The organism is Myxacorys chilensis, from assembly GCF_059505265.1.
Genome location: NZ_JCACKG010000176.1, coordinates 77374 through 99119, shown reverse-complemented (window position 1 = coordinate 99119; position 21746 = coordinate 77374). Strand labels below are relative to the sequence as shown.

Annotated in this window: 22 protein-coding genes, 1 tRNA gene and 1 pseudogene; 8 read left to right on the top strand and 16 right to left on the bottom strand. The window is 48.0% G+C overall.

What is annotated here, in order from left to right:
• Nucleotides 1-47 precede the first annotated feature (47 nt).
• Nucleotides 48-1451 (bottom strand): 3-isopropylmalate dehydratase large subunit, encoded by a 1404-nt coding sequence (leuC, locus tag AC5JLB_RS14525; RefSeq protein ID WP_495874540.1) that lies wholly within the window; start codon nt 1449-1451, stop codon nt 48-50.
• Nucleotides 1452-2172: 721 nt separating this feature from the next.
• On the opposite strand from leuC, the gene AC5JLB_RS14520 reads away from it, so the two are divergent.
• Nucleotides 2173-3144: a hypothetical protein gene (locus AC5JLB_RS14520; protein WP_495874539.1), complete on the top strand. Its 972-nt coding sequence runs from the start codon at nt 2173-2175 to the stop codon at nt 3142-3144.
• A gap of 200 nt (nt 3145-3344) precedes the next feature.
• On the opposite strand, the gene AC5JLB_RS14515 is transcribed toward AC5JLB_RS14520, so the two are convergent.
• Nucleotides 3345-3656, bottom strand: coding sequence for a hypothetical protein (locus tag AC5JLB_RS14515; protein WP_495874538.1), 312 nt, complete (start codon nt 3654-3656; stop codon nt 3345-3347).
• 293 nt (nt 3657-3949) lie between these two features.
• Between AC5JLB_RS14515 and AC5JLB_RS14510 the strand changes: the two are divergent.
• Nucleotides 3950-4561: pseudogene (locus AC5JLB_RS14510) on the top strand (DUF8166 family protein); the annotation flags it as partial.
• A gap of 143 nt (nt 4562-4704) precedes the next feature.
• Here the strand turns inward: AC5JLB_RS14510 and AC5JLB_RS14505 are convergent.
• Nucleotides 4705-5226, bottom strand: a complete 522-nt coding sequence (locus tag AC5JLB_RS14505) for a dihydrofolate reductase (RefSeq protein ID WP_495874537.1) — start codon at nt 5224-5226, stop codon at nt 4705-4707.
• A gap of 217 nt (nt 5227-5443) precedes the next feature.
• Here AC5JLB_RS14505 and pipX point away from each other — a divergent pair, with 217 nt between their 5' ends.
• The 4 genes from pipX to proC all read left to right on the top strand — a co-directional run bounded on the left by pipX (nt 5444) and on the right by proC (nt 8943).
• Nucleotides 5444-5713 (top strand): transcriptional coactivator PipX, encoded by a 270-nt coding sequence (gene pipX, locus AC5JLB_RS14500; RefSeq protein ID WP_495874536.1) that lies wholly within the window; start codon nt 5444-5446, stop codon nt 5711-5713.
• Nucleotides 5710-6435: a YggS family pyridoxal phosphate-dependent enzyme gene (locus AC5JLB_RS14495; protein ID WP_495874535.1), complete on the top strand. Its 726-nt coding sequence runs from the start codon at nt 5710-5712 to the stop codon at nt 6433-6435. Before pipX ends, AC5JLB_RS14495 begins: the two co-directional genes overlap by 4 nt.
• A 962-nt stretch (nt 6436-7397) precedes the next feature.
• Entirely contained in the window at nt 7398-8030 is a 633-nt protein-coding gene (locus AC5JLB_RS14490; RefSeq protein ID WP_495874534.1) for a cell division protein SepF, read from the top strand.
• Nucleotides 8031-8130: 100 nt separating this feature from the next.
• Nucleotides 8131-8943, top strand: a complete 813-nt coding sequence (gene proC / locus AC5JLB_RS14485) for a pyrroline-5-carboxylate reductase (RefSeq protein WP_495874533.1) — start codon at nt 8131-8133, stop codon at nt 8941-8943.
• Nucleotides 8944-9150: 207 nt separating this feature from the next.
• On the opposite strand, the gene AC5JLB_RS14480 is transcribed toward proC, so the two are convergent.
• From AC5JLB_RS14480 to AC5JLB_RS14460, 5 genes are all read right to left on the bottom strand, one after another.
• Nucleotides 9151-9546 (bottom strand): DUF1824 family protein, encoded by a 396-nt coding sequence (locus AC5JLB_RS14480; protein ID WP_495874532.1) that lies wholly within the window; start codon nt 9544-9546, stop codon nt 9151-9153.
• A gap of 192 nt (nt 9547-9738) precedes the next feature.
• The gene (locus AC5JLB_RS14475) at nt 9739-10260 is read right to left on the bottom strand and encodes a GNAT family N-acetyltransferase (protein WP_495874531.1); all 522 of its coding nucleotides are present in this window, start codon (nt 10258-10260) and stop codon (nt 9739-9741) included.
• Nucleotides 10261-10429: 169 nt separating this feature from the next.
• Nucleotides 10430-10513, bottom strand: a tRNA-Ser gene (locus tag AC5JLB_RS14470).
• Between the two features lie 91 nt (nt 10514-10604).
• Entirely contained in the window at nt 10605-11546 is a 942-nt protein-coding gene (locus AC5JLB_RS14465) for a TIGR04168 family protein (protein WP_495874530.1), read from the bottom strand.
• Between the two features lie 77 nt (nt 11547-11623).
• On the bottom strand, nt 11624-12556 hold the full coding sequence (locus tag AC5JLB_RS14460) for a hypothetical protein (protein ID WP_495874529.1): 933 nt from the start codon (nt 12554-12556) through the stop codon (nt 11624-11626).
• Nucleotides 12557-13025: 469 nt separating this feature from the next.
• On the opposite strand from AC5JLB_RS14460, the gene AC5JLB_RS14455 reads away from it, so the two are divergent.
• Nucleotides 13026-13157, top strand: coding sequence for a hypothetical protein (locus AC5JLB_RS14455; RefSeq protein ID WP_495874528.1), 132 nt, complete (start codon nt 13026-13028; stop codon nt 13155-13157).
• A 60-nt stretch (nt 13158-13217) separates the two neighbouring features.
• Here AC5JLB_RS14455 and AC5JLB_RS14450 read toward each other — a convergent pair whose 3' ends face one another.
• The 8 genes from AC5JLB_RS14450 to AC5JLB_RS14415 all read right to left on the bottom strand — a co-directional run bounded on the left by AC5JLB_RS14450 (nt 13218) and on the right by AC5JLB_RS14415 (nt 20826).
• Complete coding sequence (locus tag AC5JLB_RS14450) at nt 13218-14378, bottom strand: glycosyltransferase (protein WP_495874527.1); 1161 nt, start codon at nt 14376-14378, stop codon at nt 13218-13220.
• Between the two features lie 131 nt (nt 14379-14509).
• Complete coding sequence (locus AC5JLB_RS14445; protein WP_495874526.1) at nt 14510-15085, bottom strand: Uma2 family endonuclease; 576 nt, start codon at nt 15083-15085, stop codon at nt 14510-14512.
• A gap of 55 nt (nt 15086-15140) precedes the next feature.
• Nucleotides 15141-16403: a SufS family cysteine desulfurase gene (locus AC5JLB_RS14440; RefSeq protein WP_495874525.1), complete on the bottom strand. Its 1263-nt coding sequence runs from the start codon at nt 16401-16403 to the stop codon at nt 15141-15143.
• A 66-nt stretch (nt 16404-16469) separates the two neighbouring features.
• A complete protein-coding gene (gene sufD, locus AC5JLB_RS14435; protein WP_495874524.1) occupies nt 16470-17801 on the bottom strand; it encodes a Fe-S cluster assembly protein SufD in 1332 nt (443 codons plus the stop codon).
• Nucleotides 17801-18571 (bottom strand): Fe-S cluster assembly ATPase SufC, encoded by a 771-nt coding sequence (gene sufC / locus AC5JLB_RS14430; RefSeq protein WP_495874523.1) that lies wholly within the window; start codon nt 18569-18571, stop codon nt 17801-17803. Before sufC ends, sufD begins: the two co-directional genes overlap by 1 nt.
• 26 nt (nt 18572-18597) lie before the next feature.
• Nucleotides 18598-18747 (bottom strand): hypothetical protein, encoded by a 150-nt coding sequence (locus AC5JLB_RS14425; RefSeq protein WP_495874522.1) that lies wholly within the window; start codon nt 18745-18747, stop codon nt 18598-18600.
• Nucleotides 18748-18976: 229 nt separating this feature from the next.
• The gene (sufB, locus tag AC5JLB_RS14420; RefSeq protein WP_495874521.1) at nt 18977-20413 is read right to left on the bottom strand and encodes a Fe-S cluster assembly protein SufB; all 1437 of its coding nucleotides are present in this window, start codon (nt 20411-20413) and stop codon (nt 18977-18979) included.
• Between the two features lie 50 nt (nt 20414-20463).
• Nucleotides 20464-20826, bottom strand: a complete 363-nt coding sequence (locus AC5JLB_RS14415) for a ferredoxin thioredoxin reductase catalytic beta subunit (RefSeq protein WP_495874520.1) — start codon at nt 20824-20826, stop codon at nt 20464-20466.
• A gap of 274 nt (nt 20827-21100) precedes the next feature.
• On the opposite strand from AC5JLB_RS14415, the gene sufR reads away from it, so the two are divergent.
• Nucleotides 21101-21745, top strand: coding sequence for an iron-sulfur cluster biosynthesis transcriptional regulator SufR (gene sufR / locus AC5JLB_RS14410; protein WP_495874519.1), 645 nt, complete (start codon nt 21101-21103; stop codon nt 21743-21745).
• Nucleotide 21746: the final 1 nt, after the last annotated feature.

Genomic DNA, 21746 nt, shown 5'->3' with positions numbered 1-21746 from the left:
TTTTCTCCTCACGATAGCGCTGAGCGCATTAGTAAAGGTGTCTACGGCTAAATAAGCGCCCGAACGTCTGTCACTTCTCCGGTCACGGCTGCCGCAACGACCATCGCTGGACTCATCAACAGCGTGCGCCCCGACGATGAACCCTGACGCCCCTTAAAGTTTCGATTAGAAGACGACGCGCTGAGTTGACGACCCTCTAGCTTATCGGGATTCATGGCCAGACACATCGAGCAACCCGCTTCGCGCCATTCAAACCCAGCCGTCAAGAAAACCTGATCGAGACCTTCTGCTTCCGCCTGTTTTTTGACCTGCTCTGAACCGGGCACGATAAACGCTTTCACGCCTTTTGCCACATGGCGACCTTGAGCAAACTTAGCCGCCTCCCGCAAGTCGGTGATGCGACCATTGGTGCAGCTTCCGACAAAGCACACATCTACTTTGGTGCCTTGGATCGGTTGACCCGGCTCCAAATCCATATAGCGGTATGCTTCCTCTGCGATCGCGCGTTCTGCTTCTGGCATCACATCGGCGGTAGGCACAGCTTCGTTAATGCCAATGCCTTGACCCGGAGTAATGCCCCACGTGACGGTAGGGGCAATGTTATCGGCATCAAAAACAACCACGTCATCGTAAACTGCATCAGCATCACTGCGGAGATCATTCCACCATGCGATCGCGCTGTCCCACGCCTCCTCTCTAGGAGCAAACGTGCGTCCTTGCAAATAGTCGTGTGTGACCTGATCGGGATTAACATAGCCGCAGCGTGCGCCGCCTTCGATCGACATGTTGCAAACCGTCATGCGTTCTTCCATGCTCATTTGCTCAAATGTCGTCCCGGCAAATTCGTAAGCGTATCCGACGCCGCCGTTTACGCCGAGTGCCCGAATGATGTGTAGAATGACATCTTTAGCATAAACGCCAGGTTGCAGCGTACCGTTCACTTCAATTTTGCGAACCTTCAGTTTTGCCAGCGCCAGCGTTTGCGAGGCGAGGACATCCCGGACTTGACTCGTGCCGATGCCAAATGCGATCGCGCCAAAGGCTCCATGCGTCGAAGTATGGCTATCGCCGCATGCGATCGTCATTCCGGGCTGTGTTAACCCTTGCTCTGGAGCAATCACATGCACAATGCCCTGACTTCCAGACCCAACGTTATAGAACCGGATGCCATTTGCCGCCGTGTTTTTCTCCAATTCCTGCATCATCGCTTCTGCCATACTATCGGCATATGGACGCGCCTGATTGTCAGTCGGAACGATGTGATCAACGGTCGCTACGGTTCGGTCTGGGAACATCACCTCCAATCCGCGCTCTTTTAGCATGGCAAACGCTTGTGGGCTAGTGACTTCATGAATCAGGTGCAGCCCAATGAATAGCTGAGTCTGACCCGACGGCAAGGTTCCAACCGTGTGCAAATCCCAAACTTTATCAAATAGCGTTCCCTTACTCATGGCGATGGCGTAGTGTGGTGGCGTAGTGATGTATGCAAGCGAGCTTAAATTTTATCGCACAACTAGGGGGGTTCAGCTAGAGAAGTTAGGAATGAGCCAGAGCGTCACATCAAAAATTGCGAGCAATCAAAGCATAGGCAAGGCTGAGGCGAACATTCTTTTCTGTTTGAAGTGCCTCTGATTGATCTGCGAGGTCATTTAAATGAGTTGCCAGGTCATTGGATTGGGTAGCCAGGTGATTTGATTCAGTTTCCAGGTGATTTGATTCAGTTGCCGAATGATTCAAATGGGGTGCGAAGGTCATTTAAATGAGGTGCTAGACCATTTGATTGGGCGCTCAGGTCGTTTAAATGAGATCCAACGTCATCCGATTCTAGTGCCAGGTCATTTGAATGAGGGACGAAGGTCATTTGATGCAGGTACAAGGGTATTGAGTGCCAGCGATCACAGAGTAGTTTTGGGTTAGGGCGTCTGCATCAAGTACTAATCAAGAACACTCATTAAGGTGAAGTACCTTAGAATCGAAAAATCTGAGCGTCACTCCGTGTAACTACCCGAAATAAGGGAGCTATGCAGCACGAATTCAGGCTAAATTCGAAACAAACGGGAGTTATCCGGTTTGCACACGGCATAATTCCAGGGGTATTTATCCTGTTTGTAAGGAGTTCAAACGGCAGAAATAGTAGTTAGCCACACTAATCCAGTTTTCTTAAAAATTACCGTGATACAGCCTGCACTTGCCAAATTTACTCTTGATATATCAGGCGAAGACCCAACCCTTCTGCTTGATGACATTGAACTTGATATCGTAGATATTGATGAGAAAATGCATGTGTTTGCTGAGTGTGAGCAACACTTGATTACTACAGCTTGTTTCGATGGTTTCCCAAACGAGCTAACACTTCGAGTTCATAGTGCGAATGGATTTGGTACGTTCCTATTCTATGAGATCGAGTTCTATAGAGAAGGTGCGGGTCAACTCGTGGCCGAATATATTTGCCATCAACCCAATAAATATTGGGAAGGAACCTGGGGCTTAGCTACATACCTTAATGCAATCAAAGATCAGCTTCCTTTTTTTCGTACCCTTACACTAGGTGATATTGAATTAGAGGATGATTGGAAGAGGTTGACATTACGGACAGTTCTTATTGAAGGTTCAGCAGCTGAGGCAATTCATAGAAGTGCAGATACTCTTAAGAAATTGATGCGTGATGCTGAGATTGCATTAGGTGGCATCCTTTGGAAACCAGAGTATTTCAGTAATGAACGTGCCTTCTGTAAGGAAGTACTTGCTCCCTTGCTGAGACGTATGGGTTTTTTATCAGTTAGGTATATACAAGGAGCAAGAGAATATGGTAAAGATTTTACTTTTTCTGAATTGACACCATTTGGTAATTTACGTCATTACGGTCTTCAAGCAAAGGCAGGTGATGTCAGCGGAGGGGTGAACTCAGCTATAGATGAGCTTGTTGGACAAGCAGACGACGCTTTCAAAATGCCTTACTACGATGTAGCATCCACAGAACCGCGCTACATTTCGACTTTCATTATTGCTATTAGTGGACGATTTACGTCAAACGCAAAGGAAAAGATTATTTACAAAATCCCCTGTGGTATTCATGGATCATTACTATTCCTAGATCAAGAATCAATTCGGGAACTTGTCGCTCGTTATTGGAGAGTTGGCTAACATGGCGTTGGTGCGGCGAAATAAAAGTTATTTGTGAGTGATTAAAATCAGTTATCGCCGCACAACTTCATGGTTAGCTCGTTAGACCCGAAAGCAAAGTTAAGTTTTAGATGTGACCCCTTGCGGGTAACTTGAAGAGATCGCCTTAACGAAGGAGCCGTCCTAAATAGATTGATCTCAGATTGCACGATCATCGAAAGCTATTGATTGCGAACGCGACCGAAATGCCATGCGAGCGTAATGGCAATGATGAATGCACCTAGGAAGACCGCGATCGTATCGGGATTGAAACCCACTCTTAGCGCTTCAATCCCTAACAGAAGCCAAGCACCAATCGCAAAATTGGTCATTCCCCACACAACATTCACAATAGGCGATGATTCACCTACCGCAGGCGGAGACGCAAACGGAGTTTGAAATCGATGTCCAGAGATCCCATTCACAAAATGAGGAACCCCGTTCGCTAAAAATACTCCCGCAAAGAAGTGAGCAACGTACACGTACCAAGGCATAGTCTTCTTTGAATAACGTTATGCGTTTAATTTCACCGCTTGTTAGGACGCGATCGCGGCGTAGCCTCTGCGGGCTTGATCTGCGATCGCAGTTACTCTTGCGTCAACCAGATTCGCGTTCTCCTCAACTTACGTTCATTAGATTAAACAGGCAAAAATCTCTTCTCCTCTAGCCTTGGAGCAATCTGAAAATCACGACAGTCTATCTGAAGAAACAGCTGAAAAACATAGACGTTTCTCTCTTACTTGTAGTACAAACCCTCGCATCGCTGTAGAATGCCTCTGAGGGATGGAGAACTGCTATGCGCTTAGGCAAAGTCGTCAAGTCAAATTCTCACTGTGATTACATTGTGCAAGTCGATGACCAGATGGATTTTATCGATGCGCCACAGGCAGACGACTATGGCTTTGGCACATTCGTGAAGTTGGAAGACGAGCGCCACTGGGCAGTCGGCGTAGTATACAACTCGCAGTTACTCAATCCAGCGTTTCTCAACTCAGGTGTTCGGCTGACGAGCGAACCTGATCCCCTGTTTACGCCTGACCAAATTCAGGAGGTGCGAACGCTGCTTTGGACAGTATTAGTGGGGGCAGTGGAAACCGCACCAAACGCTAGAAAGTACGGTGTTCAGGGCATTCCGCGAGTGGTGGTTCCGGTGAATACAGAAGTGCGACGAATGACAATGGATGAAATTCACCAGTTTCACCTCAATCAAGACGGGCGATCGCAGTTCTGCTATTACAGCCATCTGTTGCGCTGTGGCGGTACATTTTCTGTGCAACTGACCCATCAAGTGTTAGAAGAACTGATCCAATCCAAGCTGTTTAAGGGAGCCGAAGAACGCGCCCTGATTGTGTTGTGTAGAGAACTTGCCTGGAAGAACACGATGGGAGCGATGAGGTAGGGATGAGGGAGCAATGAGGCTTTGTTAGTTTTGTCAGTCTGTTTGACTTGCGCTGCAATCTCAATTTCTTCAATGTCAGATGGAAACCCAATGAGACACAAAGTTTTCAACAAACTTAAGAATAGCCTTACTTACTTCATCCCTCATCCCTCATCCCTCCCTTTCCTACCGTAGGTTTCAAATCGATACCCATCTCGCGGCTCTACCTTAACCAACTCAAAGTGCGTGCCAAGCAAATGCCGAAAAGGCGGAAAGAAGACATCTCCCTCGTACTGACCATCTACTAGGGTTAGCTCTAGCTGATCAGCGATCGGTACATTAGCCTCCGAGATGGTCAACGCTTGAGCATAGAGCGATGCGCCTCCAGCAATAAACACGCGATCGCACTCCTGACAACGCTTGATCGCATCCGTTAGCGATCGCACTACTTCAATTCCCGGCGTTGACTCGGATAGTCCCGAAGACACTACGATGAGTGATCGATGCTTTAACGGGCGTTTCTCCAAATCAAATTCCCACGTTTTGCGACCCATAATAACGGTATGATGAAGCGTCAATTGCTGAAATCGCCTCAAATCTTCCGGAATTGACCACGGCAGTTTTCCACGGTTGCCAACTACTTGATTTGAGGACGCTAATGCGGCAATCACAATTAATTTGGGCATGATACAGAATAAATTCAAACGACACATTTGGCAGTATGAATTGTCATGAAATGATCACCAAATGAAAATTTTGAACGAGAAACATTGTAAACAAGGATTGCTGACAATAACTAACTCCTTGCCTTCTACAAATACCGTTTACGATTTTCAACTTGTGCCTTTCAAAAGCACTCCAGAATTCAATCGACATATTCATTTCCCTGCTGAGCAACTTTAGATGGACAACGAGAATTATCTAAATCACCCGACATTTGGCTTGTTATTTCGAGTGTGTTTGGTTGAGAAAAATCGCGAACTGTTTAGTACTCTCTACGCTCAGCGACTGTTTTTTGTGGTTACAGCAGAGTCAGATGGGCTAGATTTTCAACCGATTGGGCGCAGTGATGCAAAAGCAATGGTCGAGAACCGAATGCGGATGTTGCGGCGATCGGGCATGTCTCAGGAGTACGATCAAGTTCAGAAAGTCCACAAACGTACCTTTCAATGAGTAAGTTTGCTTCTGAGTCATTGGTTGATCGTCTTATTCACTTCCGCAACACGATTCCCGCATCGGTGCGGGTAATTGCGGTGACAAAGCAAGTTTCTGTAGAAGCAATGCGAGCCGCCTATCAAGCTGGCTTTCGGGAGTTTGGTGAAAGCCGCATCCAAGAGGCAGAAGCCAAACAGGCGCAATTAAGTGATCTAGAAGATGTGACGTGGCATCTGATCGGACATTTGCAGAGTAACAAAGTTCAAAAAGCGATCGCGCTTTTTGATTGGATTCAGTCGGTTGATAGTCTAAAGCTCGCCCAACGGATCGATCGGCTTGCCGCAGAAAGCAATGCTTCCGAGCTTGGCAAAGCCAATCGCACTCCTCATCTCTGTTTGCAGGTGAAGCTGACCGATGATCCAAGCAAGTCAGGGTGGAACGTATCGGATCTATTGAAAGAACTTCCGCATCTGAATCAACTCGCTCATGTCCGCATCAAAGGACTGATGGTGATCCCCCCCTTAGAACTAGATGATCGTGCAGTATTAGCTCTGTTTAAAGAAGCACATCGGCTTGCGGAGAAGATTCAGCAACAAGGCTTCTCTCAAATCTGTATGGATCAGCTTTCGATGGGAATGTCGAACGACTATTTACTAGCGATCGAGGCAGGAGCAACAATGATTCGTCCGGGACGAGTGCTGTTTGGCGATCGCCCAGAGCTACATAAAGTTGACCAGTAGCACGTAAACGGTTGTGCAATGTCTATCTATAGCTGTGCTGACACTCCTTGCAACGCTCGTGCCTAGCCTCTTTAAAGTGAGAATTCAGCATTGAAAATAGCGCTTAGTTAAAGAAAATGTAGAACGATAGACTTCGATGGAACCTTAAAAACCTATTTTTGCATTAAGTCACACAATTAAAGTATAAAAAACTACCTTAATGTGCGTAATTCTGGTTATAGGTTGTGGCAGCTTAAACTTGATTTCATGATTTAAAGGTAATGATTCAGAAAATGGGGTCTTAAAAAACCTTCAACCTTAGAAAAAAGGGTGTTACATCTTCGAGGAAAAGTGATAAGGTTGTTTACCTGTAACAGGATTTCGACCTGGATTCAGTGTTCAAACCTAGATTTATCTAGCTTTTATTGGACACTTGCAAAACACGGAGGAGTCAGAGTTGCAAACAGTGCGACTGTTTCTAAAGGACTCGGCTGGGTAAAGCACATAGCGGAGATCCGCGAGGATTTCTTCTTAGCTAGGTTTGTTGTAGCGGCTAAAAACACAAAAATGGTTTGCGGCTAATGACTTCACCGAAATAATTGGGGGCAGTCGTCTACAAAAAAACAATTTGAGAGGAAGATTCTGAGATGGAATTTTTTGAATTGCTAACAAAGTTTCAATTCGATGTTCCATTTCTCAAAACTACCGATACAATTGCTGCCGAAACCTAGAAAAAATAGATATTCCAACTCTATAAAGTTGGAGGTATACTATTTCTTCAAATCAATGTAGTCTCATTTAGTCAGCTAACTTATCTAAGCTGACCCCTAGCAAACAGACGTTTGCTTAACTACAACAAAAGATTAGTTAGGAGAGTTTTCTCCATCTAAAATATTAAGATCTTTAGCTGGATTTTCTGCTACTCTCGATGACTTTCAACTAACCTCAAGTAAACTCGATAGATTGTGACGGAGCGTGACACAGTGAGTATCTTCAGTAAATTGCGGGATTTCGTAGGACTAAACGAACCAATGGACTACGAATACGAGTATGACGAGATGGATGGACAGGATTATCAAACCCTGTACCAGGAAGAAGCCCCAACTCCAGCCCCGGTTCCTGCAACCGAAGATGAGGCTCGTGCGCGTCGAGGAGCAAGCCGATTTCGCGATACAGACGGAAGCCTGCGGAATAATCGGGCGGCTGTCATAGGTTCAGAAACAACTGGTGTAGTAGGAACAACAATGAACAACGTAATTGGAATGCCCGGTGCAACGAACGGTATTTCTGAAGTGGTCGTTATGGAGCCGCGCACGTTTGAGGAAATGCCTCAAGCCATTCAAGCCCTCCGGGAACGCAAGTCGGTTGTTTTGAATCTGACCATTATGGATCCCGATCAAGCGCAGCGTGCGGTTGACTTCGTGGCGGGTGGCACTTATGCGATCGATGGTCATCAGGAGCGCATTGGTGAGAGTATTTTCTTGTTCACTCCAAGCTGTGTTCAGGTCAGCACATCAGGCAACGTAATTCACGAAGTGCCTCAGCCTCAGTCTGCTCGTCCCCGTACGACAGCACCTGCCCCCGCATGGACAGAGCAGAGAACAGCTCAAGGCTAGTTCATAATCTCCGACGGTAAGTTACACGTGGTTAAACGTTTTGAATAGTTTGGTTAAAGGCCCTCATTGAGGGTCTTTCTTTTTCTAAACCCTTGAAGTTATGAATAACAAGTCAGTTCGGTTTGGCATGATTGGCGGTGGCATGATGGGTGAAGCGCTCTTGTCTCGCCTAGTTGCTCAGCAGATGTATGGAGCGGCAGAAATAGTGGTAAGTGAGCCATCTGCTGAGCGACGGGAGTTTTTAGCGCAAACCTATAAGGTCGGGGTGACGGGGCACAATCAGAACGCTGCGATCGCTTCGGAAGTTGTGCTGCTTGCCATCAAACCCCAAATCCTGCCCCAAGTCGCACCAGAAATATCGAGTCACCTCCAGCCTTCGGCGTTGGTGATCTCGATTCTGGCAGGTACATCGCTTAGCCAATTAGAAGCGGCATTTCCAGGACAACCTGTGGTTCGCTCTATGCCTAATACGCCTGCTGCTGTGGGTGCAGGTGTAACCGCGATCGCGGCAGGTCAGCAGGTCGAACGATTGCACCTCGACCTTGCCACTCACATTCTTCAAACTGTTGGCGAAGTCGTTGAAGTTCCAGAATCGTCAATGGATGCAGTCACAGGGCTGTCGGGATCAGGACCCGGCTATGTAGCGCTGATGATCGAAGCTTTGGCAGATGGCGGGGTTGCCGCCGGATTACCGCGAGGGGTGGCCATGAAACTCGCGCTGCAAACCGTGCGCGGAACAGCACAACTTTTACAGGAGACGGCAATGCATCCGGGAGAACTGAAAGATCGGGTGACGAGTCCGGGCGGAACGACGATCGCGGGGATCGCTCAGCTTGAAAAAGCGGGATTTCGATCGGCGATCATGGAGGCGGTTAAAGCGGCATGGTTGCGATCGCAAGAATTAGGACGCTAGAACCCCTTATTTCTTTCGTGTAACTAATTCTAAAGAAAGTTGAAGAACCTTGTGTTTTTTTAACGTTTCTCTATCTGAAGACGTAGACTCACATTTACAGCAGCTATTTATCCCTGTTGAATGAAAACGCCACCGGTTTTATTAAGGTTGGTCTATAAATGCTAAGCCCAGATCAGTATTCGATCTGGGCTTATTTCATGGGTAGGTTTAGTCAAACAAATCGAGCGGCAGATGTCCAAAAGTTTCGTTAACGCCATCGGTGTAGTCAGACTGACAGGACACTAATACACCACGATGCTTTCCTAAATAAGGTTCCATGTAAGCGCGTCCTCGTACCGGATTGTATTTGATATATGTCGCGCCTGGAATGGTAGCAATTTCTGGAATCGTTTCGTAGCCCAGCGCTTTCGAGTAGGAATACAGCGATCGCAGTCCTTGTTCAGCGTTGTCGGCACAAATTCCTAAAATTTGATAATCCGATAAACTGGCAACGAGTAACAACGCTTCGCGAATCAGCGCAGAGTCAGAGGGTTGAGGAGATGCATCATTACAAATAAATTGTTGCAACAACTTTTCAGCGTCTTTTCTTGTCAAAATAGCCACGTTAGTTAGAGCAGATAAATGATTATGGAAGAGCGAATTTTAGAAAATAATCTTCAACAGCTATGGATTATTGATTAGCAACTAAAAAATTTAAAATCACAGTAAATCTAGTGCGTTCACAACACAGCCATTCATCAGCATAACGGCTGTTGTGAACAGTGGCGAGTCAAACCGAACAAAGCGCAGGGTCTTTTAACTGCCTGCTTCAATGCTCGATTGTGCCACGTTGATTTCCCATTGCCACAATTCTCCGTCTTCAGGATCAACAATCTCCGCTACTCTCATCATTCCGCTTTTTTCTAATACTGTGGTGGATGCATTGCGCTCTGCCAGCGTATGGGCGCCCACCTTGTCAACTAAAGCTGAAGCCGCTGCAATTTCGATTAATTGACACGCTGCAGAAGTTGCAAACCCTCGACCTTGATAGGCGGGCGCAACCGAGTAACCAATCTCAACAACACGACTAGGATCGGGAACTGATTTGAATCCGCCAAAACCGACCAATGCTTTATCGCCTGAAAAAATAAATAGATAAGGCAGCCAAGGATGCCAAATTTGTGACGATCTCAGCAGGTTCAGCGAGTATTGAAGTGCTCCTTCAAACGGCAAGTAGCCATCAACGACTTGAAGTCCAAACGCTGCCCGAAAAGCATCTGTGCCTTGAATCAGAGCTTCAAGGTGTTCAACAGAGCAAGGAACCAGTTCTATATCCATGATTAAAACTTCTCACTTGATCGGTTTTAAGTGCTAGACAGATACTGATTCTCTTAAGGGCAGCAAGACAAGCTCAATTGTCTAAGCTACAATTTCCGTGTACCGTGAACGGTAGTTCCTAGCAAGCATCACTCGTCAGAAACGCCACTTTATTTGCTAGCACTGAAAACGGAGAGGGTGGGATTCGAACCCACGGACCTTTTGGGTCATTCGATTTCAAGTCGAACGCTATCGACCACTCTGCCACCTCTCCAGGAGACAAATCCTATATTAGCTCAGTTGGGCAAAAAGGAGAATGTTTATCGCTGAAAGTGCTATGCGGGATTACTACGATCGCACAGATGTTACTTGCGGTTAGCAGCATGTAGCGCTGGATCGTCCACAGCGATCGCATCTGGAGCATTGTATAGAATTTGCTCTGAAGCCACCTCAAAATCTCGGTTGAGCCACAGCAGCGACGCCTGCGACACCAAACCATCTTGCAAGGTGACGATCGAAAAGTTGCGGAAGCGATCGCCGTTTCGCTCCACGATGCGAGGCACGTTTGCGGCATTGAGATAAACGGTTCCTGCCGGATCGACGTGGATGGCTCGTCGCGTTTGGTCTTTGGTATGGCGCAGCGTGTGATGCATATGCCCAAAGGTGGCAAAAGGAATGGTTTTGCCTAGTTGACGAGTTTTAGCGATCGCGTCTGCAAAATCCGGGTCGCCGTGATCACCGCCAATGGGTTGCCAATCTCTACCGCAGGGATCTTCCGCTGCATTGCCTAGTCCTAAAGGACCGTTGTGACCCATAAATAGCAGCGTATCGGATTGCGTTTGACTCGCTGCCTCGACGATGCGCTCTACCGACTCTTCAAAACTTTGCACTCCAAAGCGCTCTCGATAGAACCGATTATTTTTCCAGCTTGACCCGCCCCAACTAAACGGGCGAGTGCCCACAACGCTGAGGTTTAACTCTGGAAAATCGAGCTTTCCAAACCCTACATGGGCCTCTCCCAGCAGGTCTAACTGCTGCTGCACCCGATCTTCTTTGGCGCGATCGTAGGGACATTTGCTAATTCCCCAATCGGTGGCGTTGTACCAAGCATCGTGATTGCCCATGATGGCCGCTTTCGGAATATTGATACCCGCAATCTGCCGCACAATATCAACGGATTCGTTGCCAAAATCTCCGACAAACAGGGCAAGATCGACGCCTAGATATTCTAGAGCGGCTTCATCCTCCGACTCCCATCGGTCGTGGATGTCTCCGATCGCGGCGATTCTAATTCCCTGACTGGTCATGTGTCTATCCTTTTCATCCAAAAATGAAGCATAACTCCTATCATGCCTTGTCTTCTGATTTCTGTCTTCACCACGCGTTACTCATTCGTCCAGGTCGATGTCCAAGCAAGGCGAGCTTGGGCGATCGCTTGGTCGCGCTGTTTATGCCCATACTCCTTTGCCAAAGCCTGATACTGTTTCTTGAGATTGCGGAGTTTGTTGCGATCGCTCATCACGCTCATGTCGTTAAATTCGATTTCGGCAAGCCGCAGGTTAACGGCAATCACATGCACTAGCGTTGCTGGATTTGGCTTTTTAGATTTAGTAGAGTCGGCGCTGGCATCGACCAGTAAGTTCAGCAGATTTGGAGGGCCGGACGATGGCTCATTGCCTTTTGCCTTTGCCGCTGCTTCTAACACGGGAGGCGGCACTTGTTTGGGCAGAACCTCATGATGTTGCAAGAGCTGGTTCGCCGCTTGAGAGGTGATTTGCAGCGTTCTCGTAATCGAGCGTTCTAGCGTCGATTGCCACTGACCGACCCGCTCGATCGGAGTGAGGGGTTTGCGTTCGGCTGGAGATAAAACCACTTTCGAGAGGAGCGCTTCGAGTTCGTTTTCATCTTCTAGCTCTAACTCTTCTATCTCACCCTCGGCTTCGAGGAGTTCAAGGTCATCGTCGCTGAGGGAAAAGTCTAGCTCTTCACTCAAGTCGTCGATCGAGTCGTCATTATGACTTTCGGTGGCTTCATCAGCCAGGGTAAGCGTGTCAATTAAGTCATGTTCTACCTGTTTTGCCAAGTCGCGCAGAGCATCTTGAAGCTGTTGACGACCTCTGACCGATAGCGCCAAAAACGCTTGGGGATACCCTTCGGTGCAGATGTGGTGACAAGAGAGAATAAACTGCTGACGAGTGACTTTTCCTAAGGTCTGCAAATAGTTGGAGTAAGCGGTGCGAAGGTCTTCTCTCAGTGCCTCTACTTTTTGGTCGAGAGCAGCAAGGTTTTGGGTAATTTGTTCGAGCGATCCGACCATCAATCTTTACCTAGGCGACAAACCACGTTCTTTTAGGATAGACGAGGGGAGGAGATAGGGGATAAGGGGGACTGAAAAAAGAAGATTTTAAGGCTTGAACACGGAGGATTGAGAACAGAGGGCGGAAGGTGGAGATTCAAGCTGGATGTGCGAGGCTTTTAGCTCGAAACATCAGGCTTTTAACTCGGAGTGTCAGGCTTTTAGCTTGAAGTTCCGAGCTTTTAAGTCAAAGTACGAGGCTTTTAGCTCGGAGTGTCGGGCTTTTAGCTCGGAGTGTCAGGCTTTTAGCCTGAAGTTCCGAGCTTTTCAGTCAATGTGTGAGGCTTTTAGCCTGGAGTTCCGAGCTTTTAGCCTGAAGCGTCAAGCTTTTAGCTCGAAGTTTGCAGATTCAAGCTTGGAGTGTCAGCCTTTGATCTGTAATCTTCAGTAACAGCCTCTTAATAAATATGAATTCGGGATAAGACGTGATGTGTTAGAGCGGTTGGGTGGCGTTGCCACAATTCGGGGGACTTCCCCCCGCGCCCCCGCTCGTCAGGAGACGGAAGCCGTCCCCCGACACCCCCTCGCTAAGGGAAATGAGAAGGGACGGGTGGAGAAGTGAGGGCGGATTGGAGTGTGGCTTTGGCACTGATGGCTTAACCTGAATTGACGTTAATCAGGATTACTCCAATTGACGAATGATTCCGTCCCCTTCAATTTGCAGTCGTCGCCCGCGCCAATAAGCTTGTCGCCCAAACGCTCCCATGACCCAAATGACGAAGCTTAATCCATCTCGTAGGGGTAACGTCCAAAACCACCGCAAAAGATGAGGACTCTGCATGCTCAAGGCCGCGATCGCGGCTTGACCAAACCGAATTCCAAAAGTAACCCCCGTCAGGACAATTGCCCAATTTGCAAAACCCGAAAGCAATAACAACGGCAAACACAGCACCGTGCCATAGCAAAAAATCATGGTGTAGTAAACTGCACCCCGATTAAAGCGAATCGTTCTTGCCCATCGCAATTCTCGCTGAAACAGTTGCCCAATGCTTTCGCGCCCCGTATCGGATTCAAGCACTAAATGAGAAAGTTCTACTTGGTAGCCTGCTTGAGCGGCTCGTTTGCCGAGATTGTAATCAGACCCAATGCGATTGAGTTGCAGCCCGCCAAACCCTTGGAGTGTAGTTTTGCGAGTTGCGATCGTCACTCCGATCGCAAACTTCAAGCCGCCATCTAGGGCACGAGCAATCAGCGCACTCGGAATAAAATCGCAGCATCGCCCCAAAGACGCTAATGCTGCCCCTAAAAACTGTGGATTGTGGGCAATGTAAGCGCATGTGACCACATCGACTTGAGAAAGCGGAGCGGTAACGGTGTGAATGTAATCTGGATTCACACAGATATCACTATCCGCAAAAATTAGAGTTTCAAATTGCGCCTCTTTGAGCAGATAGCTCAACGTGCTGTCTTTATGATTAATGCCACGAGGAGCCAAATCGACAAAAACGCGAACGCGATTGCCTCCAAGCTCCAAGCGATCGCGGTAAGTTTCTTCCAATTTACGGAGTGTTGGGATGGCTGGATCAGTTGTGTCAGCGACCCCAAACAATACTTCGTAACGGGGATATTCTTGCTCACAGAGCGATGTCCAGTTCTCTAACGCTCCTTCATCTAAGCCACAAATCGGGACTAAGATCGAAACGGGTTCATTTGTTGCATCAACTGTTGTAGCGAGGGTTGGGACGACAGTTGAGAAGAACTGATGAGTAAACCAAGCACACGCCAGATAGAACACAATCGAACCTAGAATCAAAACTCCCAAAACAATTTGAATCGCTAACATGCTGAGTTTAAGGTCTGTACTAGGTGCGATCGTGGCTTAGTTTTTATAAAAATTGGTCTTTTTGCTTTTTATATATAGAAATTGATTACGCAATTCAAGAAAGTTTCCTTTGGAGCTGCGCCTCTATTTTCCTAGATTTCTGCCCTAAACTGTCGAACCGCTTCCCCTAAGTCAGTCTCTCCAATCAAGATGCAGCGCTTCAGTAAAGCGAAGTCCAAATCTTTTAATCCTGGTAACTCACTGCGATTCAAGCGATCGTAGCCGTCGCCTCGCAAGTGATAGAGCGCTAATGCACCGTCTTCCCAAAACCATACTTCAGGAACGCCTAAAACTCGATACTTGGCAAGCTTAGTGTTACCACTGGAGAAAACAACGACGTAGAGATCAGGAGCCGTCTTCGATTCGCCAATCCGGTAGGACTGATCTGCCTGTGCCGATGCTTCCCCTTCCTTCTCCTGATCCATCGCACCCGTTGCCTGAAAGCGAATGCCCTTCTCGATGAAAAACGTAGTCAGCAAAAAGCCAATGACATGCGAGAAAATTTCGTGGGCTTCCCCTGGCATGAGTATTTCGATCGTCCCATTCAAATAAGACAGCCTTGCACTATGCGACTCCTCAAGCCCCTGCTGAATCAGCTTAAAATGCTGCCAGGTTCCGTATAGGGTGATGCGTTGGTCAGTTGGTTTGTCCAGTAGTTCCGTAGTCATAGCCGTTCCTGCGAAATTCTATGAGCAAAGTTCTATGAGTGGACGTTTCAGCTTCCTAGCCAAAAATACTGCCAAAGAACTCAACGGCATCCTTCAACGCCACAATAAACACGTCAATCTCTTCGCGGGTGTTGTAGAAATACAAACTCGCCCGTGCGGTTGATTGAGCTTTAAGGTATCGATGCAAAGGCTGCGTGCAGTGATGTCCTGCCCGAATCGCAACTCCAGCTTGATCCAAAATCGTAGACAAATCGTGCGGATGAACATCGCCTGCGGTAAACGAAGCAAGCGCCGCTCTCCCGCTGCCATCGGCATTCGGCTTGGGTCCATACAGGCGAAGCTCTGGAATTGTCGCAAGCTGTCGGAACAGATAATCAGTTAGTTCTTCTTCATAAGCATGGATCCTGTCCATGCCAATATTGGTGAGATAATCTACCGCTGCCCCAAGCGCGATCGCTTCTCCAATGGCAGGCGTACCCGCTTCAAACTTATGAGGCAAGTCAGCATAGGTGGAATGATCAAGAAACACATCAGCAATCATTTCGCCGCCGCCCATAAACGGAGGCTGCGATCGCAGCAAATCTAACTTGCCGTACAAGAAGCCAATTCCGGTAGGCGCACACATCTTGTGACCCGATGCAACCAACCAATCGCAATCAATCTCTTGAACATCGATCGGCATGTGCGGCACGCTCTGACAGGCATCGATCAGCACCCGTGCGCCAACTTTGTGAGCTTCCGCGCAAATCTCTTTAACGGGATTGATACAACCCAATGTATTTGAAACATGCACAACCGAAACAAGCTTGGTCTTGTCCGACAACAGCGACTTGAACTGCTCAAAGTCAAACTCTTCAGTCTCGGTCAGTTCAACATGCTTCAGTACTGCGCCTGTCCGACCAGCAATAATTTGCCACGGCACCAGATTGCTATGATGCTCCATCACCGACAGCACAATTTCATCGCCTTGCTTTAGCGTATTCAACGCCCAAGAGTAAGCAACCAAGTTGATCGCCTCACTCGCATTACGGGTGTAGACAATCTCCTGACGTGATGCCGCATTTACAAACGCCGCAACCTTATCGCGAGCGCCTTCATAAGCATCTGTCGCCCGTGAACTGAGCGTATGCACACCCCGATGCACATTCGCATTGTCATACCTGTAATAATGCTCGATCGCATCTAGCACCGCGATCGGCTTCTGCGAAGTCGCTGCATTATCAAGATAAACCAGTGGCTTGTCGTGAATCGTCTGATTCAGAATTGGGAAATCAGGTCGAGTCAGAGCAGAGAGCGTTTTTTCCTGGATGATAGTCATCGTTCAAGAAGAAATAAAGGATCAATAAACCTGTAGAGATGCCATACTCCGCGTCTTGGTCGAAGATTATGCACTCTGAATCCGCACCAATTGAGTTAATGCATGGCGTAGTGACGCCACCGAGATCCGATCGATGACCTCGATCGCAAAAGCATAGGTCAACAACTTCCGCGCCTGGTCTGCCTCAATGCCCCGGCTCTGTAAATAGAACACTTCATCATCTTCCAACTGGCTCACTGTGGCTCCGTGAGCGCATTTCACATTGTCAGCCGTAATCTCTAGCTGTGGCTTAGTGTCCACTCGTGCTTTTGGTGACAGCAACAAGTTCCGGCTTAACTGAGCCGCATTTGTTAACTGAGCCGCTTTCGGCACAAACACTTTGCCATTGAATACAGCATGAGCGCGATCGCTCACAATCGTCTTATTGACCTGATTCGCAGTTCCGTAGGGCTGACTCAGTGCAATCAAGCTGTGAGTATCCCCCAAGCGATCGCCATCGACGATCGTCAGTCCATTCAGCTTAGTATCGGTCTGCTCACCCGTCTGATATACCTCTAAATGATGGCGAGACAATTTCCCGCCCAAACTTACCGCCGTACAGTCATAGCGAGAATCTCGCGCTTGAGAGACAGCCGTCTTGCCAATGTGGAACGCGGCAACGCTATCCCTCTGAACTCTAGTATGGCGAACCTCAGCATTTTCCCCCAGCCAGATTTCCGTAACTGGATTGGTGAAGTATGCACCCTCAGCCAAGCTGACATACTCCTCGACCAGCGTTACGCTACTGCCTGTCTCTGCCACAACCAAAGCGCGGGGATGACAAAGTGCTTCTTGGGTTGAGACGAATAGAAGATGAATTGGAGATGCGATCGCTTGATTCTGGGAAACCCGTACGATCGCGCCATCGGTAAAGCTCGCCGTATTCAACGCCGTGAAAATTTCCTCACCGCCTGGATGCAGTGCCAAATGCTCGTACAGCTTTGGAAACAGTTGCACTCCAGCGGCCAAGTTTCCCACTAACACGCCGTCCGGCAAATCATCAACAGCAGATAAGGCAGGCGCATAAACGCCATCTACAAAAACCAAACGGCTATTAGTAGATTCAGGCAGTAGAAACGATTCGATCTGAGGAAATCCGATCTCAGACGGCGCACTGTTTTGAAACTGAACTTGCAGCAGCCCCGATAAATCGGTAAAGCGCCATTCTTCTTCGCGGGTGCTAGGAATGGCGCGATCGCGAACGACGGAGAAGGCGCGATCGCGGATCTCCTGCAGCCCAGCCAACTCCGATGGCAACTCACTCCGCAAGCTCAGCAATCCCAAAAGGTAAGCCGCGCGATCGACCTTCGTAGACAGCCCCAGATTTCCAACGTCAGACAGGGTAGATTGTATTGTCATTACGCACCTACCGCTTGACTGTCTAACACCCAGTCGTACCCTTTCGCTTCTAGTTCTAGAGCCAATTCTTTACCGCCACTCTTAAGAATGCGTCCCTTTGCCATCACATGCACAACGTCTGGCGTGATGTAGTTTAGCAAGCGTTGATAGTGAGTAATAATTAGCGTTGCATTCTCTGGCTTTTTAAGCGCGTTTACACTGCTAGCCACAACTTTCAAGGCATCAATATCAAGACCCGAGTCAATCTCATCGAGAATGCCTAGCCTCGGCTCTAGCAATGCCATTTGCAGAATTTCATTTCGCTTCTTCTCACCACCCGAAAAGCCTTCATTCACACTGCGGTTGAGAAACGAAGGATCCATCTTCAGCAAGGTCAGTTTAGATTGCACCACTTCATCAAAGTCAAAGGCATCTAATTCGTCTAACCCTTCGTGTTTGCGCTTAGCGTTGTACGAGACGCGCAAGAAATCAACGTTACTTACCCCTGGAATTTCTAACGGATATTGAAATGCCAAAAACACTCCAGATTTGGCGCGTTCGTCTGGCTCCAATTCCAGTAGATTTTGCCCTTGAAAGACAATCTCGCCGCCAGTCACCGTGTAGGCAGGATGCCCCGCCAAAATTTTAGAGAACGTGCTTTTGCCCGATCCATTCGGCCCCATAATGGCGTGAATTTCCCCGGCTTTAATCTCTAAATTGAAGCCTTTAAGAATAGGATTACCATCGACCTCAGCGGTCAAATCCTTTACTGATAAAATTACGTCACTCATTTCAACCTCGCTACCTGCTGAGCTATTTACATCAACATCATTTTGGCAATGTCTGGACTTTCTGGATTCACGATCAACCGCTCCCGCTTAGGGTCGATTAACACATCCATGCCTTCTATTGGAATCGCGCCCAGCAATACTTGTTTTGATTCGGGAGTGACGGTTCCTTCGGTCACGCTGGAACTATCAGCAAGCTCTGCCTCAATACTGCTGAGCTTACGAAGGCGATAATTGCTGTCTCACAAAGCTTGGAATCACCAGCATGGCAGCACCTGATCCTCTTGAAGAAACCCTTCTTTCACCAGAATGACATCTGCGCCCCGTACTAATTGGATCTCTGCGAATCCAAATCCCATGCTTGGCGATTCCACCTGTTCCCCCTGATTGAAGCAGGAATCATATGTCTTAACCTACGCTGCCTTCTAGCTTGAGGCTCAACAGACGATCGGCTTCAACTGCAAACTCCATCGGCAACTGGTTAAACACATCCTTGCAGAACCCGCTAATCATCATCGAGATGGCGTCTTCTTGGGAGATGCCGCGTTGAGCAAAGTAGAATAACTGGTCTTCGCCAATTTTGGAGGTCGAGGCTTCATGTTCAACCTTGCTTCCATTGTTTTGCACTTGAATGTAAGGAAAGGTATTGGCTTGGGCATTGTCGCCAATCAGCATCGAGTCACACTGCGAGTAGTTGCGTGCGCCTGCTGCTTTAGGGCTGATCTTCACTAAGCCGCGATAGCTATTCTTTGAATTTCCCGCCGAAATTCCCTTAGAAATAATTGTGCTGCGAGTATTCTTGCCAACGTGAACCATTTTGGTTCCGGTATCGGCTTGCTGATAATGATTCGTTAGAGCCACGGAGTAGAATTCGCCAACCGAATTATCGCCAGCTAACACACAGCTTGGATATTTCCAGGTAATAGCAGAACCTGTCTCTACTTGCGTCCAAGAGATTTTAGAGTTCACGCCTTGGCACAACCCGCGTTTGGTCACGAAGTTGTAGATCCCACCTTTGCCGTTTTCGTCTCCGGCATACCAGTTCTGCACCGTTGAGTATTTGATATCGGCATTATCTAGCGCCACTAACTCTACAACAGCCGCATGAAGCTGGTTAGTGTCATACATCGGAGCAGTGCAGCCTTCGAGATAGCTCACTTGGCTGCCTTCTTCGGCCACAATCAATGTCCGCTCAAACTGACCAGAATCTCCATTATTGATGCGGAAATAAGTAGACAACTCCATTGGACAAGCGACGCCTTTAGGAATGAACACAAAGGAGCCATCGCTAAACACTGCTGCATTCAGAGCCGCAAAGAAATTGTCGCCAGCCGGAACGACGCTTCCCAAATACTTCTTCACGAGTTCGGGATGCTCTTTTACCGCTTCTGAAATCGAGCAGAAAATCACGCCCTTCTCTGCTAGCTTCTCCTTGAACGTGGTCGCGACAGAAACGCTGTCAAAAATCGCATCGACCGCAACGTTGGTCAAACGCTTTTGCTCAGACAGAGAAATGCCGAGCTTCTCAAAGGTTTCTAGAAGCTCTGGATCAACTTCGTCCAGGCTCTTCTTCTTCTCTGTCACTTTAGGCGCAGAGTAGTAGATGATGTCTTGATAGTTAATCGCTGGATAATCGACTAATGCCCAGGTTGGCTCTACCATCTTGAGCCACTGGCGATACGCTTTTAGCCGAAACTGGAGCATCCAGTCTGGCTCTTCTTTCTTGGCAGAAATCAGACGGACGGTATCTTCACTGAGCCCACGAGGAAGAGTATCGGATTCAATATTGGTGACGAATCCGTACTTGTAGGGCTGATTAACAAGGCTTTGAACGGTTGCACTCATGGTTAAAGGTAGTGTTCTCGGGTCTAGAGAGGTCTGTTAAAAAGAAATGGTTAGCCGTGATTGGTGACAGTACGAATCTCAGTGAAAGAGATTTCTTGCTGTTCGCCTGCAAAGTCATTGTCTGGCGTCAAAAACAACATGCAATGGCATTCTTTGCGCTCCCGCATCGGCACACAGGGACAATTCCAGTAGGCGGCGGCAACTTCGGCTTCTTTGTCTTCGTAGTGCCGACAAGGGCAAAGCGGCGCGCCTAAGTCATCCTTGTGCTTAGCGAGTCCCTCGATCACGACGGCGGTGACACTTGGATCGACGCAAAAATAAGTTCCTGTTCGCTTCGCATACTGCTCTGAGAAATGCCGCATTGCTTCGAGGTTCTTATCCGATGCTTGGTTGGATTGAGGATCTGTATTCATGAGCCAAAACAACAGTACATCCGATAGATCTTATAATTAAAACAACACACTTGTTGCGCAACTTCCATTGTAGGATACTTTAACAACTTAGATGTTGTCAAAGTCATCTTTCCAGGACGTAGGGAATGTGTAGGGAAATCCGGTAGGTCAAGCTAGACTGCACTAGACACAACAGCGCTATAACTAAAGCACAGTATTTTTATCCCCCTTTTAGCTACCGTCTCGATCGCATCGACTTTTGCCAAGTGTGAGCCAGCGTTGTGAGAACACAAGGATGACCCCAATTCAGCAGCAATCCACAAAACAGGACATCCTGCAACACCTTTTGAAGCAGGGTCAGGCAACGGCTCAAGAGTTGTCGGAGCAGTTGCAGGTCAGCCCGCAAGCCATTCGGCGTCACTTAAAAGATTTGGAAACAGAAGGATTGATTTTGCATCAGGTGGTGCAGGCTGGAATGGGGCGTCCCAATTTTGTCTACGAGTTAAGCCGCGACGGGCGATCGCAGTTTCCCGATCGCTATGATGATTTTGCCGTTTCGCTACTTGATACGTTGGCAGAAACGGTGAGCCAGGATCAGATGAAAACGATTTTACGAAAACAGTGGGAGCGTAAGGCAATAGAGTATCGCGATCGCGTCGGTACAGGCTCTTTAGCAGAACGAGTCGCAAAATTAGTCGAACTGAGAAAGCAAGAAGGTTACATGGCAGAGTGTCATCCGGTCGAGTCGGAAGGTGCGGCTCTAAAATATATTCTGACTGAGTATAATTGTGCGATTTCTCACATCGCAGAGTCGTTTCCGAGCGTTTGCGGTCATGAACTGGAAATGTTTGCGTTGGCACTACAAGGATGTACAGTTGAGCGGACGCATTGGCTGGTAGATGGTGAGCACCGCTGCGGGTATTTAATTCAAGCAAAATAAT